Annotated in this window: 13 protein-coding genes; 7 read left to right on the plus strand and 6 right to left on the minus strand. The window is 71.9% G+C overall.

Annotated features, from left to right (window positions below):
• Positions 1 to 79: 79 nt before the first annotated feature.
• The 3 genes from ACWGDX_RS18635 to ACWGDX_RS18645 all read right to left on the minus strand — a co-directional run bounded on the left by ACWGDX_RS18635 (position 80) and on the right by ACWGDX_RS18645 (position 5,601).
• Positions 80 to 1,177: an enolase C-terminal domain-like protein gene (locus ACWGDX_RS18635; RefSeq protein WP_363081709.1), complete on the minus strand. Its 1,098-nt coding sequence runs from the start codon at positions 1,175 to 1,177 to the stop codon at positions 80 to 82.
• Between the two features lie 77 nt (positions 1,178 to 1,254).
• On the minus strand, positions 1,255 to 4,449 hold the full coding sequence (locus ACWGDX_RS18640) for a discoidin domain-containing protein (protein WP_453626843.1): 3,195 nt from the start codon (positions 4,447 to 4,449) through the stop codon (positions 1,255 to 1,257).
• A 291-nt stretch (positions 4,450 to 4,740) separates the two neighbouring features.
• Positions 4,741 to 5,601 carry a FadR/GntR family transcriptional regulator gene (locus tag ACWGDX_RS18645; protein WP_453626845.1) on the minus strand — a complete coding sequence of 287 codons (861 nt, stop codon included), beginning with the start codon at positions 5,599 to 5,601 and terminating at the stop codon, positions 4,741 to 4,743.
• 346 nt (positions 5,602 to 5,947) lie between these two features.
• On the opposite strand from ACWGDX_RS18645, the gene ACWGDX_RS18650 reads away from it, so the two are divergent.
• The 7 genes from ACWGDX_RS18650 (at position 5,948) to ACWGDX_RS18680 (ending at position 10,503) form a co-directional block, all read left to right on the plus strand.
• Positions 5,948 to 6,781 carry a fumarylacetoacetate hydrolase family protein gene (locus tag ACWGDX_RS18650; RefSeq protein ID WP_453626847.1) on the plus strand — a complete coding sequence of 278 codons (834 nt, stop codon included), beginning with the start codon at positions 5,948 to 5,950 and terminating at the stop codon, positions 6,779 to 6,781.
• A 1-nt stretch (position 6,782) separates the two neighbouring features.
• Positions 6,783 to 7,595 carry an SDR family NAD(P)-dependent oxidoreductase gene (locus ACWGDX_RS18655; RefSeq protein WP_453626849.1) on the plus strand — a complete coding sequence of 271 codons (813 nt, stop codon included), beginning with the start codon at positions 6,783 to 6,785 and terminating at the stop codon, positions 7,593 to 7,595.
• Between the two features lie 4 nt (positions 7,596 to 7,599).
• Positions 7,600 to 7,923: an L-rhamnose mutarotase gene (locus ACWGDX_RS18660; protein WP_453626850.1), complete on the plus strand. Its 324-nt coding sequence runs from the start codon at positions 7,600 to 7,602 to the stop codon at positions 7,921 to 7,923.
• An 80-nt stretch (positions 7,924 to 8,003) separates the two neighbouring features.
• Positions 8,004 to 8,837 (plus strand): amidohydrolase family protein, encoded by an 834-nt coding sequence (locus ACWGDX_RS18665; protein ID WP_453626852.1) that lies wholly within the window; start codon positions 8,004 to 8,006, stop codon positions 8,835 to 8,837.
• Complete coding sequence (locus ACWGDX_RS18670; RefSeq protein WP_453626853.1) at positions 8,834 to 9,793, plus strand: aldo/keto reductase; 960 nt, start codon at positions 8,834 to 8,836, stop codon at positions 9,791 to 9,793. The genes ACWGDX_RS18665 and ACWGDX_RS18670 overlap by 4 nt, the downstream gene beginning before the upstream one ends.
• Before the next feature lie 147 nt (positions 9,794 to 9,940).
• The gene (locus ACWGDX_RS18675; RefSeq protein ID WP_453626855.1) at positions 9,941 to 10,222 is read left to right on the plus strand and encodes a hypothetical protein; all 282 of its coding nucleotides are present in this window, start codon (positions 9,941 to 9,943) and stop codon (positions 10,220 to 10,222) included.
• On the plus strand, positions 10,222 to 10,503 hold the full coding sequence (locus tag ACWGDX_RS18680; protein WP_453626857.1) for a hypothetical protein: 282 nt from the start codon (positions 10,222 to 10,224) through the stop codon (positions 10,501 to 10,503). The genes ACWGDX_RS18675 and ACWGDX_RS18680 overlap by 1 nt, the downstream gene beginning before the upstream one ends.
• 64 nt (positions 10,504 to 10,567) lie before the next feature.
• Here the strand turns inward: ACWGDX_RS18680 and ACWGDX_RS18685 are convergent, their stop codons facing one another.
• From ACWGDX_RS18685 to ACWGDX_RS18695, 3 genes are all read right to left on the minus strand, one after another.
• Entirely contained in the window at positions 10,568 to 11,200 is a 633-nt protein-coding gene (locus tag ACWGDX_RS18685; protein WP_453626958.1) for a response regulator, read from the minus strand.
• Between the two features lie 118 nt (positions 11,201 to 11,318).
• Entirely contained in the window at positions 11,319 to 13,478 is a 2,160-nt protein-coding gene (locus ACWGDX_RS18690; RefSeq protein ID WP_453626859.1) for a sensor histidine kinase, read from the minus strand.
• Positions 13,475 to 13,771 carry a hypothetical protein gene (locus tag ACWGDX_RS18695; RefSeq protein ID WP_453626861.1) on the minus strand — a complete coding sequence of 99 codons (297 nt, stop codon included), beginning with the start codon at positions 13,769 to 13,771 and terminating at the stop codon, positions 13,475 to 13,477. Before ACWGDX_RS18695 ends, ACWGDX_RS18690 begins: the two co-directional genes overlap by 4 nt.
• Positions 13,772 to 13,797 lie beyond the last annotated feature (26 nt).

Here is a 13,797-nt window from a genome sequence, read left to right on the forward strand (position 1 = left end):
GCGTGGGACAGGGAACGCGCCGGATGGGGGCGCCGGGTGCGGTGGCCGGGCGGACGGACGCCGCCCGGCCACCGCCCGGTCAGCGCGGCTGCTCGACGAAGCGCTGGAGTTCGCTTCCGTAACCGAAGTCGAGCGGGAGGGCTATGCCGGGCGCCGTGGGGGCGTGGACCAGGCCCTGAGCGTCCACATGGCGCTCGCGGACGACCTTCGTCGCGGTCACCAGGGACTCGTAGTAGGTGGTGTTGGAGATGGCCATGCACAGGTGGTGGTTCGGGATGTCCGAACCGTGCACCTCGGCACGGAGCCGGTAGGCGTCGGCGAGATGCGCGGTGCGCATGGCACCGGTGATCCCGCCCCGGAGGGTGGTGCCGGCCCGCACCCCGAAGGTGGCGGCGCCGGCCTTGATGAAGTCCGCGGAGTTCATATGCGCTCCGTCGGAGGTCTCGGCGACGAGCAGCGGTACGTCCACCGCCGCCGCCAGCCGCTGGTACGCGGAGATGCTGAACTCCCGCATCGGCTCCTCGTACCAGAGGTAGTCCGCCTCGGACAGCGCGCGTCCCAGCCGGATCGCGTCGGGCAGGTCGAAGCCGGCCGACCCGTCGTACATCAGCGGCACCGAGGGACCGACATGGTCGCGCAGCGCCAGGCACAGCTCGGCGTCGCGGCGGACATCGCCCCAGGCGTGCAGCTTGATACCGCGGTAGCCCAGCTCCAGGCACTGGTCCGCCACATCGAGGAACTCCGCGACGCTGGAGAACGTCGAGGTGGAGGCGTAGGCGGGGATGGACTCCCGGAAGCCGCCGAGCAGGCGCCAGACCGGCTGGCCGTGGTAGCGGCCGGCCAGGTCCCACAGGGCGGTGTCGACCAGGCCCAGGGTGGGGAGCGGGAGTTCGTGGATACGGTCCAGCTCCCACACCCGGTGCCACAGCCATTCGCGCTGGAACGGATCGGCTCCGACCAGCTCGTCACGGAAGACCAGATCGACCAGGTCCCGCAGGGTGGTGAAGGCTCCCGGCCGGGCGAACACGGCCACCCCCTCGGCCCCCTCGTCGGTGCCGATGCGCAGCACCGCGCCGTCCCCCACCGGGGCGCTTCCGCTCAGCCCGTTCCGCCAGCGGAAGGGCGGACTGGCCGCCGGAACGTCGATGCGGTGTACTTCGACTTCGGTGATCTTCATCCTGGCTTTCGTTTCTGTGTGAGCGGGCCGGCCCGGTGGGGGCGATTACGGTCCCGGGCGGGCGTACGGGGTGCGGGTCAGAACTCGCCGTACACCTGGAGCCCGTAGATGCTGCCGCCGTTCCAGCTGGAGCCGGTGACGGTCAGCCGCACATAGCGGGCGGTGACGGGCTGGTCGGCGAACGAGTAGTTGGCCGCCGATGTGGTGTTCGCGGAGGTGTGGTCATCGAGGACGGACCACGCCGTCCCGTCGGTCGAGTACTCCAGGCGGTACCGGTAGCCGCTGGGCAGCTCGAAGGTGGTCACCACACTGGAGACCTCGGTGTCCCGGCCGAGGTCCACCTGGATCCAGGAGGGGTCGGGCAGTCCGAGTCCCTGGGCCCAGCGGGTGGAGAGATCTCCGTCGACCGCCTTCTCGGGGGTGTGGTCCTCCGAGTACGACGAGGCGGTGACGGGCTTGCGCAGCGCCAGATCGTTGTCGGCGGGCGTGGTGACGACGGCCGCCGCGCTGGGCTCGGAGGTGTTGAGCACGCCGTCCCGGGCCACGACGGTGAAGGTGTACTCCTTCTCCGGGGTCAGCCCGGAGACCCGCAGTGTCGTGGCGTCGGTGAGGGCGATCCGCTTGCCGTCCTGGTAGACGGCGTAGCCGGTCACGCCGGTGTCATCGGTCGCGGCGGCCCAGTCGAGGTCCACCAGGCTGGGCAGCAGCGGGGTGACCCGGGGCTGTCCGGGGGCCGAGGGCGGCGTACGGTCCGGGCCGGGCGCCCGGGGGGTGCCGTAGACCTGGAAGTCGAAGACACTGCCGCCGTTGCCGCGCGATCCGGTGACCGTCAGCCGTACGAAGCGGCCGGCGACCGGCTCGGCGGTGTGGAAGTAGCCGGTCATCGCCGTGGTGTCGGCGGAGGTGTGGTCCTCCAGCGTCTTCCAGCTGATCTCGTCCGGCGACACCTCGACGCGGTACTTGTAGCCGCTGCTCTTCTCGAAGGTGGTGATCGCGCCGTTCACGTCGTACTGGGCGCCGAGGTCCACCTGGATCCAGGAGGGGTCGGGCAGTCCGAGTCCCTGGGCCCAGCGGGTGGAGAGATCTCCGTCCACGGCCTTCTCGGGGGTGTTCTCCTCCGAGTACGACGAGTAGGTGACCGGCTTCCTCAGCGCCAGGTCACCGCCGGTGGGCATGGTGACCTTCACCTCGCGGCTCGGCCGGGACTCGTTGCCGGCCGCGTCGCGTGCGGTGATCTTGAACTTGTAGGTCGTGCCCGCCTTCAGACCGGGGATGCGCACCGAGTTCGTCCCGGTGGCGTTGACGAGCTTGCCGTCCCGGTGGACGGAGTAGCCCGTGACGCCCTTGGCGTCGGTGGACGCGGCCCAGGTGAGGTCGGCCACGGTCGGGAAGTCGGTGACCACGGCCGGGGTGCCGGGCGCGGTGGGCGCCTCGCGGTCGGTGACGGCCGGGCCCGGGTCGAGATGGCGGTAGCGCGGTTCGAGACCGGCGTTGGCGATGACCGAGGCCGGGAGCTGGTCGCAGGAGCCGACGGTGATGTTGCCGTTGACGTCGTTGTTCTTGCTGAGGTACTGGACGCTGAAGTTGGGGTTGCTGGTGTAGTTGCCCGTCGCGGTGTTGTCCTCCGCGTGGTTCATCAGCAGCCACTGGAAGGACACGTCGCAGAACGCGTTGCCGGTGTTGCGCCAGTGGCGGCTGCCCTCGTCGTGGTAGACCGCGCCGTACGCGTGCTCCGGAACACCGTGGATGTAGTTGCCGGAGACCTCACCGCCCGGGTTGGAGCTGAGGGTGTACACACCGCCGCCGTCCGCCTGCGACTTCATGATGTCGCCGATCTCGTTGTCGGTGACGAGGGTGTTCCGGCTGGTGGTGGGGGTGTCCCAGACGGGGATGCCCGCGTTGTTCGGGTAGGCGCTGTTGCCGCCCTGGTCGGTCAGCCCCCAGCCCCAGCCCACCGAGATACCGCTGTAGGGCAGGTCGTAGACCTTGTTGTGGGTGATCACCGTGTGGTCGGTGTAGCCGGCCAGGATGCCCAGCGAGCCGTTGTACACGTCGGCGGCCCTGGTGACGACGTTGTTGTCGACCGTGACGTCCTTGGTGATGTCCCGCCGGTCGCCCGGGTGCGCGTCCCCGGCCTCGACCCCGCCGATCTGGATACCGGTGGCGGCGATCTGCCGGAAGACATTGCCCGTGACGTCGGTGTCCTGGGTCCCGGTGTTGAGATTCAGGCCGACGGCGCCGAGGTGGGTGAAGGTGTTGCCGCTGAAGCCGATCCGGTGGCCATGGGTCACATTGACCGCGCCGGGCGTCTTCTGCCAGTTCAGCCGGGTGGAGTCGAAGTCGGGGTTGTTCTCGCCGACCATCCGGAAGCCCGCCTGGCCCTCGATGTGGCCGTCGGGCGAACTGGGCGCGAGCCAGGTGGAGTAGGAGAAGGTGATGCCCTCGAAGGAGACATCGGTGACCGGCTTGCCCCGGGTGCCGTTCAGATCGACCAGGTCCTGGACGAGCGGCACCGTGACGTTGGCGGCGGACAGGTCCTGGCCGTCCTGGGGCATGTAGTAGACCTCGCCCCGGCCCTTGTCCAGGTACCACTCACCGGGGGAGTCCAGCAGTTCGCGGGCGTTCTCCAGCCAGGTCGGGTTCTGGATCTCCTGGCCCGACTGGAGGTTGGCGTTGCGCCAGCAGGGCTGGCGCATCGTCATCGCGGTGCCGGAGACCGACGCCACGGGGCAGCGCATCATCTTCCAGCCCCACTTGCTGATGACCTCCAGGTCCTGGGGGCGCTGATAGCCGCTGATGCCGCTGTCGGTGAAGGTGTAGCCGGTGGACGTCTTGCTGAAGCCGGACGGGTTCGTCGCGCCGCGCGCCCGGGTCTGGAGTTCGCCGTCCACATAGAGCTGACGGGTGTCGAGATCGCCGACGGACGCCTTGAAGACCTTCCCCGACGCGTCGGCCGGGGTCCAGCCGGTGATCCGCTTGCCGCCGCTGATCACCGGCCGCGCGCCGGGCGCGGCCTCGTAGACGACCCGGTGCCCGTCCTTGCCGGAGTCCTGGGCGGTGAGGCTGAAGGTGCGGCTGAGCTGGTACGTACCGGACAGGAGCCGTACGTGGACATCGCCGCGTACCTTCTTCCCGGCCTCACGTACGTAGTCCCGCGCGTGTTCCAGCGTCTTGAACGGACGCGCGGCGGTGCCGGAGCCGGAGTCCCGGCCGGACGGTGAGACATAGACGTCCAGGCCCGACGCACGCGACGGGGACGCCTGGGCCGGCACGGCGGCCAGGGGCGCCGCCGCGGCGGCCAGGGACAGGGCGGCTATCAGTGTTCTTCGGAGCGGTATGAATACGCTCCCGCGAGCAGACGGAACAGACACGGAAATCCAATCGCCTGAAGGAAGTGACAGTGGGGGAACCCGGTCGTCCTCCGGGTCCCCCCGGCGTTGGGCGGCTCGGTCCGCGAGCCGTGGCACCGGTGCGGTGCGGGTGGAACCGATGGGGGTGCTGGTGCTGGTGCTGGTCGGTGCGGCGCCGGTGCGGTGCTGATGGGGCGCCGGTGCCGCGCCGGTTCAGGAGGCGGATGTCTCCGGGGACAGGGGTTCGTCCCCGGCGCTCCTCGGGGGCCGTACGGACGCCCCGGAGGCACCGGAGGTGCCGGACGCGGCGCGGCCGTCGAGGTTGAACAGCCGGTCGCGGATCTTTCGTTCGAACTGGCTCTGTGTGGTGGCGATGTGCTCCACCATCAGCTCCCCGGCGAGATCGGCCTCCCCCGCGGCGACCGCCTCGGCTATGGCGAGATGCTGGCGTGCGGCGACCTCCAGCGACCCGGGCGCGTCACCGTGGAAGAGCAGCACATCGGACTGTGACGCCAGGCGCCGCACACCGGCGACGCTCGATCTGAGGAACACGTTGTGCGCGGCGGCACCGACCGCGTCGTGGAACGCCTCGTCGGCCTTGGCGAAGGCGTACCCGTCGGCCGCCCGGCCCGCCACCAGCGAGGTCTCGGCGCACTCCCGGACGGCCCTGACCTCGATCGGGGTGGCGAGGGTGGCGGCCCGGCGGGCCGTCTCCGACTCGATCACCGTCCGGTAGTCGAGGAGCATCAGGACGTCTTCCATGCTCGTCGGCCGGAAGTGCGAGAGATGGTCGTCCACCAGCCCGCCGGCCGAGTCGGCGACGAAGATCCCCGCGCCGCGCCGCACACTCAGCCGGCCGATGGCGGCCAGGACCTTCACCGCCTCGCGGGTGACATTGCGGGAGGCGCCCAGGATCTCGGCCAGACCCTGTTCGGTCGGCAGCCGGTCCCCGGAGCGCAGATTCTGCTCGGCGATGTAGTTCAGGAGCTGCTCGGCGACCAGCTCGTACCCCGGCCGGTAGGGACGCGACGCGTCGTCATCCCCTTCGCCAGGGCCCTGGGATGGAGCTGCCATGGTGTAACCCCCGTTTTCCATGTTCGGATTAATCAGGTTCATCGGCGGGGGTAACTATGACATCCACGTTTCGTGTTGAGAAGAGTCCGGACGAAACTTCATTCATCGGCCCTCTGTAGCGGCACTTATCGCAATAAAAGGGACGTCTCATCCGCAACTATTGCGTGGAAGGGATCAGATCCTTATGGTCCTGCCTGTCGGATGAAGCAGATCCTTGAAGCAGATCCATGGTGATGGAGAGTGCGGTGGCGCCGGGACGGGCGCCCGGCGCGGCTGCCGAAGGGACCCGCCGTCCGGGCGCGTGTCCGAGCGCGCACCCGAGCGCACACCTGTGGGAGAGACGGCGATGAGACTGGCACGGCACGGCAGGGCGGGAGCCGAACAGCCCCTGATATCCGGGGCCGACGGGGTGTGGCGTGATCTGCGCCCGGTCGTCGGCGATCTGACGCCCGCCACCCTTCGTACGGTCCTGGACGGCGTCGACCTCGACGCGCTGCCGGTGGCCGGGACGCCCGGCCGGTTCGGCCCGCCGCTGGCCGGCATCGGGAAGATCGTCTGCGTCGGCCTCAACTACCGCGCGCACGCGGCCGAGACCGGCGCCGCCATCCCCGAGGAGCCGATCGTCTTCCTCAAGTCCCCGGACACCGTGGTCGGCCCCGACGACCCCGTGCTGATCCCGCGCCGCTCCGTGAAGACCGACTACGAGGTCGAACTGGCCGTCGTCATCGGCCGCGAGGCCCGCTATCTGCCCGACGAGAGCGCCGCGGCGGCCTGCGTGGCCGGTTACGCGATCAGCAACGACGTCTCCGAGCGCGAGTTCCAGCTCGAACGCGGCGGCCAGTGGGACAAGGGCAAGAACTGCGAGACGTTCAATCCGTTCGGTCCTTGGCTCCTCACCGCGGACGAGGTGGCCGACGTGCAGACGCTCGGTCTGCGGCTCTCGGTCAACGGCGAGCCGCGCCAGAACGGCAGCACCGCCGACATGATCTTCGGAGTGCACGAGCTGGTCCGCTATCTGAGCCACTTCATGGTGCTGCGCCCCGGCGATGTGATCAACACCGGAACGCCCGCGGGCGTTGCCCTGGGCCGTCCCGGCGGGCCCTATCTACGAGCGGGAGATGTCGTGGTCGTGGAGATCGACGGCCTCGGCCGCCAGCGGCAGACATTCGGGGAGGCCTGACATGGGCGCTCACATCGGTGCTCGTCACACGGGCGCGTTCGACGGACTCGGCGCCCTGGTCACCGGCGGTGCCTCCGGCATCGGTCTGGCCACCGCCCGGCTGCTCGCCGCCGAGGGGGCGCGGGTGGCCGTGCTCGACCGGGCGGCGCCCGAGGAGGTGCCGCAGGTGACGTCGGAGGCGGCGTCCGGGGGACAGGGCCTGGTGTACGTCCGGGCCGACATCGGCGACGACGCCTCGGTCGTGGCCGGTGTCGGGGAGGCCGTCGCGGCCCTCGGCGGGCTGGACGTACTGGTCAACAACGCCGGGATCGGCGCGCAGGGCGGTATCGAGGACAACGGCGACGACGAGTGGCACCGCGTCCTCGACATCAATGTCGTCGGGCTGGTGCGGGTGACCCGGGCCGCGCTGCCCGCACTGCGCGCCTCCGCCCACGCGTCGGTGGTCAACATCGGCTCGATCGCGGCGACGGCCGGACTGCCGCGGCGGGCGCTGTACTCGGCCACCAAGGGCGCGGTGCTCTCGCTGACCCGGGCGATGGCCGCCGATCTGCTGGCGGAGGGCATCCGGGTCAACGCCGTCAACCCCGGCACCGCCGACACCCCGTGGGTGGGCCGGCTGCTGGAGCGGGCCGACGACCCGGCCGCCGAATATGCGGCGCTGGCGGCGCGGCAGCCGCACGGCCGGCTGGTCGCCGCCGACGAGATCGCCGCCGCCGTCGTCCATCTGGCCTCCCCGGCCGCCGCCTCCACGACGGGCACCGCCCTGGCCGTGGACGGCGGTATGGACGGGCTGCGTCTGAGGAAGGAGGGCTGAGCCCGTGCAGCGTTTCGCCGCCGTGATCCGGCTGCGCCCCGAGAAGGAGCCGGAGTACCGCGCACTGCACGCCGCCGCGTGGCCCGGTGTGCTCGCGGCCCTCAAGCGGGCCAACATCGGCAACTACTCGATCTTCCTGCGGGACGGTCTGCTCTTCAGCTATCTGGAGTACACGGGGACCGACTACGCGGCCGACACCGCGGCGATCGCCGCCGATCCGGTGTCCCGTGAGTGGTGGGCGCTGACCGACCCGTGCCAGCAGCCGCTGGAGGGGGTGGCCGAGGGGGAGTGGTGGGCCCCGGCGGAGGAGATCTTCCACCTCGACTGAGGGCGCGCCCCCTCCCTCCGTTCAGCCGTCCACCGTCCGTCCGCCATGCCCACTCCGCCGACCCGAAGGATCGAAGAACGGTGCGCATCGACGCTCATCACCATCTGTGGGACCTCGGAGTGCGCGACCAGCCGTGGACCCGAGACGTGCCCGCCCTGCGCCGGACCTTCACCGCCGCCGATCTGCGCCCCGCGCTCGACCGGAACGCCATCGACGCCACCGTCGTCGTCCAGACCATCCCCGTACCGGACGAGACACCGGAACTGCTCGCCCTGGCGGCGCGGGACCCGCACGTCCGGGCGGTCGTCGGCTGGACGAGCCTGACCGATCCCGGTATCGCCGACCGTCTCGCGGAACTGCGCGAGGGGCCGGGCGGCTCCGCGCTCGTCGGCATCCGGCACGGCGTCCAGGACGAGACCGCCCCGGACTGGACGGACCGTCCCGAGGTCCGTCGCGGCATCGAGGCGGTCGGCGCGGCGGGTCTCGTGTACGACCTGCTGGTGCGGCCCGACCAACTGCCCGCCGCCGTACGGACCGTACGCGAGCTGCCGGACGTCCGCTTCGTCCTGGACCACGCCGGCAATCCGGTCGTCGGGGCGGACGGGCTGGAGCCGTGGACCGCGCTGCTGACCGATCTCGCGGACTGCCCCAACGTCGCCGTGAAACTGTCCGGCCTGGTCACCAGGACGGAGGAAAGCCCCGCGCGGGCTCTGCGCCCCTACGCCGACGTGCTGCTCGCCACGGTGGGTCCGCACCGCCTCATGTACGGCTCGGACTGGCCGGTCTGTCTGCTCGCGGCCGAGTACGACGACGTCCTGGCCGTCGCCGGGACGCTCACGGACCGGCTGAGCGCCGACGAGCGCGAGGCGGTCTTCGGCACGACGGCCGCGCGCTGGTACGGGATCGCCCCGTGACGGCCCGGCGGCTCGGCCGTACGCGGGTCCGCGTCAGCCCCCTGGGATTCGGCGGCGCCCCCCTCGGCAATCTCTACACCCCGATCGGCGACGACCAGGCGCGGGCCGCGGTCGACGCCGCCTGGGACGCCGGGGTGCGCTACTACGACACCGCCCCGCACTACGGCCTCGGACTCTCCGAACGCCGGCTCGGCGAGGCGCTCGCGCACCGGCCGCGCGCGGAGTTCACCGTCTCCACCAAGGTCGGCAGGCTGCTCGAACCCCACCCCGCGCCCACCGGATCCGATCTGGCCGCGGGGGGCTTCGCCGTACCGGACACCCTGATCCGCCGTCCCGACTACTCGCGCGACGGCGTCCTGCGGAGCCTGGAGGGCAGTCTGGCCCGGCTCGGTCTGGACCGGGTGGACATCGTCTACGTCCATGACCCCGACGCCCATCTCGACGCGGCCCTCCGCCATGCCCTGCCCGCCCTGGCGGACCTGCGCGACCAGGGTGTCGTCGGCGCCGTCGGCGTCGGCATGAACACCGTCGCGCCCCTGCTGCGCTTCGTCACCGAGGCGGACGTGGACGCCGTGATGGTGGCCGGCCGCTGGACCCTGATCGACCGGAGCGCCCGCCCGCTGCTCGACGCGTGCGCGGAGCGCGGTGTCTCCGTGGTCGCGGCGGCGCCGTTCAACTCCGGTCTGCTCAGCCGCCCCTGCCCTCCCGACGACGCCTCCTTCGACTACGGCCCCGCTCCCGAGGCCCTGCTGCGCCGCGCCCGCCGCCTCGCCGGCGTCTGCGCCGACCACGGCACCGTCCTCCCCCACGCCGCCGTCCGCTTCCCCCTCCGCGATCCCGTCGTGGCCACCGTCGTCGCCGGTTTCCGCTCCCCCGAGGAGGTCACCTCCGCCGCCCGCTGGAGCGCCCACGACCTCCCCGCCACCACCTGGTCGGCCCTCGATTCGGCCGGGTGAGCCACGCGCGTTCGGACCTGGGGCGGGCGGGGCAGGGCGGTTGACCCATGTGCCTGGGTCATCGGGCGGCCGAAGCTCTTGGTGTCCGGACCGGGCGGACGACAAGAGCTTCGGCCGCCCGGTCCCGTTCTCGGGAAAGGAACAGATATGAAGCGTCCCGCTTCTTTCGCCGCCGCCCTGGCCGTCACGGCGGTCACGGCGATGGGAATCGGCACCGCCCAGGCCGTGGCCGTCGGCAGTGACCAGCTCACCCGGGCGACCGCGTCGTCCGCCGCCGTCGCGGCGGCGGACGGCTATCCCAACCTCCGGGGCAAGTACGTCACACGGGGCGGCTGTCTGGAGGCGGGCCAGGAGGGAGTCGCCCGCGGCCACTGGACCGGATTCCAGTGCGCCAACGGCACCTTCTTCTGGATCCTGTGGACCGACTGATGGCACGCGTCACCCTGGCCCTGCGCGGGCTCGCCGTCGCCCTGGCCGCCGTCGCGGGAACGGGCGTGGCCGTGACCGGGGCCGCGGCCGCCGAGCGGGTCCACGTACAGCCGAAGGACGAGGCCGGCACCTCCGCGGCGGACGGTCCCGTCCTGCGTGGCCAGTACTTCAGGCTGGCCGAGTGTCTTGAGGCCGGCGGGAGGGGAGTCGACGGCGGGCAGTGGTCCTGGTACCGGTGCGCGAGCGGCGGATTCAAGTGGTACCTGTGGACCGACCGCTGAACCGCCGCGTATGACCGGCCCGTGACGCGGGATCAGGGAGAAGAGGGGGGACGAAAACGGGGGATCACCCGGAGCCCAGTCCCGCGTCACGGGCCCTTACGATCGCCGAGGCGCGGTCGTGCACCTGAAGCTTGGCGAAGATCGCTCCGACATGGTTGCGCACGGTCTTGTCCACGACGAACAGCCGCTGTGCGATCTGCCGGTAACCGAGCCCGGCGGCCAGCAGATCGAGGATCTCCCGCTCGCGCGCCGTCAGGGTCGGGAAGGCCTCCTTCGCCGGTGAGCCGCCGACCGCCGCGAACAGGGAGCCGAGGCGCTCGGCCATCCGGGGACTGAACACCGCCCCGCCCCCGCCGACCGTATGGAGCGCGTGCAGGATCTCCTCCCGCAGCGCGCCTTTGAGGAGATAGCCACGGGCGCCCGCGCGCATCGCCGCCAGCAGGTTGTCGTCGTCCTCGGACATCGTCATCACCACCACCCGGGTCTCCGGACGGGCGGTGAGGAGCCGCCGGGTGGTCTCCAGGCCGGACAGGCCGGGCAGGCCGAGATCCATCACCACCAGGTCGGGGGCCGTACGGGCGGCCTCCACGAGCGCGTCCTCACCGGTGGCGGCCTCGGCGACCACGGTGAAACCGTCGTCCAGGTCGACCGCCGCCGCGAGCCCCTCGCGGAAGAGGGGATGGTCGTCGACGAGCATGACCCGCCAGGCGGACCCGGGCGTACCGCCGCCCCGGCCACCGCTCTGACCGCCGTCCTGGCCGCCGTTTCGGCCGCCGTCCTGGCCGTCACTCTGGTCGGCGGATCGCGCGGGCTGTTCACCCATGGTGCCGTGTTCCTTCCCGGTGCCGCTGTTGGTGGTCGTCCTGGTGGTCGTGCTGGTGGTCGTGCTGGTGCGGGACGGTGACGGGCAGGACGGCCCGCACCGTGGTGCCCCGCGGACCGCTGCTGATGGCCGAGGTGCCGCCGATCTCCTCGGCCCGTTCGGTGAACGAGGCCAGGCCCGTCCCGGGCACGGCGCGGGGGTCCAGTCCGGTCCCGTCGTCGGCGACGGTGACCGTGAGCGCGCCGGTACCGACGCCGAGGGCGACCTGGACACGCCGGGCCCCGGAGTGACGTACGGCATTGGTGATCGCCTCCGCCACGATCCGGTAGGCGGCCGTCTCCACCGCGGGGGCCAGTGCCGGCAGCGGGGTCCGCGGGGTGGTCACCGTCACCTGTACGTCCTCGCCGCTGAGACGGTGCGCGAGAATCCGGGTGGCGTCGAGCAGACCGCTCTCCACCAGGATCGCGGGGGTCAGTCCCGCGGTGATACGGCGCACTTCCGTCAGCGCCTCACGGAGTCCCTCGGCCGCCATCCGCAACTGCCCGGCCGCCGCCGATTCCATCGCACCGCAGGCCTGGGCCGTCCCCAACCGCATCTGCACGGCGGCCAGTTGAGGACCGAGCCCGTCATGGATCTCCCGGCGCAGCCGCCGGCGCTCCTCCTCCCTGGCGAGCACCAGCCGTTCCCTCGCGCCCTGCGCCTCCTCGGCCAGCCGCAGGGCGGCCAGCGCCGGTCCCGCCTGATCGGTGAGCAGGGACAGCAGATCGCTGTCACGCTCGGCGGGTGTGCTCGCGCCGTCGCGCGCGACCGTCAGACGGCCCACCGTCTGCCCGTGGTGCCGCAGGACGAAGACCTGCCCGAGGTCGGTGGGGGGAGCGCCGGCGCGGGCGAGCCGCCGCGGCCCCGAGCGGGTGTCGACCTCGATCACCGCCCCGGACAGCCCCAGGTCCTCCACGACGCTGCGGCAGATCTGCTCGGGCACGTCGCCGGGGTTCGGGGCCTCGCGCAGCCGGACCGCCAGGGCCCGTACGGCCTCGTGCGGTCGGGCACGCGGCCCGTAGAAGACCCGCTCCACCGCCAGCGACGCGCGGCGTGTCACGGAGCGGGCGGCCCCGCCGGCCACCAGGGCGGCGCCCGCGACACCGAAGGTCGCCGCACCTCGCGCGGCCGGGTACGCCACCCACACCGCCACGGCCGCGCACACCGCGGCGTTGGCCAGCGCGGTGAGCACGAACGCGACGGACAGCCGGTGGCTGGTCGCCCGCTCCAGCCGCCACAGACCGCCGCGGGCCGCCGCCAGACACATCATGGCCATCCACAGCGCGCTCCCCGCCGTGGAGGCGGCGACGGCCCAGCCCTCTCCCGGCACGGATCCGAGCAGCAGGAACGCACAGGCCGGGTAGACGAGGGCGAGGAACGTCCACAGACGCCGGTCTCCGCCCGCCGGAGCGGTACGGGCCCGCACCAGGCAGACCGTCACCACCAGCGCGGTCACCACCAGGCGCACCCAGAAGAGGACTTCCTCCCCCAGGAGTTGCAGCGACTCGCTGTCCCTCCCGATACCGGTATGGGCCCAGGGGCTGACGAACCCGTTCACCACCGGCACACCGAGCGCCCACACCCCGGTGTGTCCCACATGAACGGCGCAGATCCCGGCCGCGAGGCCGCGCCGCCACCGTACGGCGGACCGGGAGGGAAAGGGCGAGGGAAAGATCCACAACGGCAGGAGCAGTACGGTCAGCGGCCGGGCGAGTGCTCCGACGGCCCTGAGCAGGATCACCACCGCGGCCACCGGCGCCGGGGCAGTTCCGTCGCCATGGACGACGAAGAGCACATCGGAGGCGACGGTGGGAAGGATCCACCAGACGCCCGCGGCCAGCAGCACACCGCCGGCCCGGCGCGCGAAACGGTCGGCCAGCAGCAGCACGCCCACGGCGCAGACCGGCAGACCCACCACCAGCCGGGTGATCTCGGCGGTGGCGCGCGGCAGCGAGTAGACCGCCGACAGGTGCTCCGCACCGGCCGAGGCCAGCACCACGAGCCATACGCCCAGGCCGCCGAGCAGCAGTGAAGAGGCGGCCCCCGCCGCCCTCGCCGCTTTCGCCGCCCGTATATGCGTACGGGCGGCGGTCACCGCGGGCCCGGTGCTCACAGCCGGGTGACGATGAGCGACCAGTACCCGGTGCTCCAGTACGCCCAGCAGACCGGGTCCTTCCACTTCCGCGCGCGTACCCCCGCCTTCCCGGCGGCCTCGCACTCCTCCCGGGTGGGGTAGTCCTTGACGCGCTCCCTCTTCGGCTCCGCCAGGGCGGCGGAGGGTGTCGCGGCGGAGGGTGTCGCGCCGGAGCCGGCCTCCGTACTCACGGCGGCCTCCGTACTCATGGCCATCAGAGCGGCGGTCGCGACCATCAGGGAAGCGACGAACCTCCTCGGTGAACTACGCATGGGCATCCCTCTCTCACCTGACCGTC

It is taken from the genome of Streptomyces sp. NPDC055025 (assembly GCF_053608565.1).

Bases quoted from the DNA above. Each gene is read 5' to 3' on its own strand.
- ACWGDX_RS18635 (WP_363081709.1), bottom strand. From the start codon at position 1,177: ATGAAGATCACCGAAGTCGAAGTACACCGCATCGACGTTCCGGCGGCC.
- ACWGDX_RS18645 (WP_453626845.1), bottom strand. From the start codon at position 5,601: ATGGCAGCTCCATCCCAGGGCCCTGGCGAAGGGGATGACGACGCGTCG.
- ACWGDX_RS18650 (WP_453626847.1), top strand. From the start codon at position 5,948: ATGAGACTGGCACGGCACGGCAGGGCGGGAGCCGAACAGCCCCTGATA.
- ACWGDX_RS18655 (WP_453626849.1), top strand. From the start codon at position 6,783: ATGGGCGCTCACATCGGTGCTCGTCACACGGGCGCGTTCGACGGACTC.
- ACWGDX_RS18675 (WP_453626855.1), top strand. From the start codon at position 9,941: ATGAAGCGTCCCGCTTCTTTCGCCGCCGCCCTGGCCGTCACGGCGGTC.
- ACWGDX_RS18680 (WP_453626857.1), top strand. From the start codon at position 10,222: ATGGCACGCGTCACCCTGGCCCTGCGCGGGCTCGCCGTCGCCCTGGCC.
- ACWGDX_RS18685 (WP_453626958.1), bottom strand. From the start codon at position 11,200: ATGCTCGTCGACGACCATCCCCTCTTCCGCGAGGGGCTCGCGGCGGCG.
- ACWGDX_RS18695 (WP_453626861.1), bottom strand. From the start codon at position 13,771: ATGCGTAGTTCACCGAGGAGGTTCGTCGCTTCCCTGATGGTCGCGACC.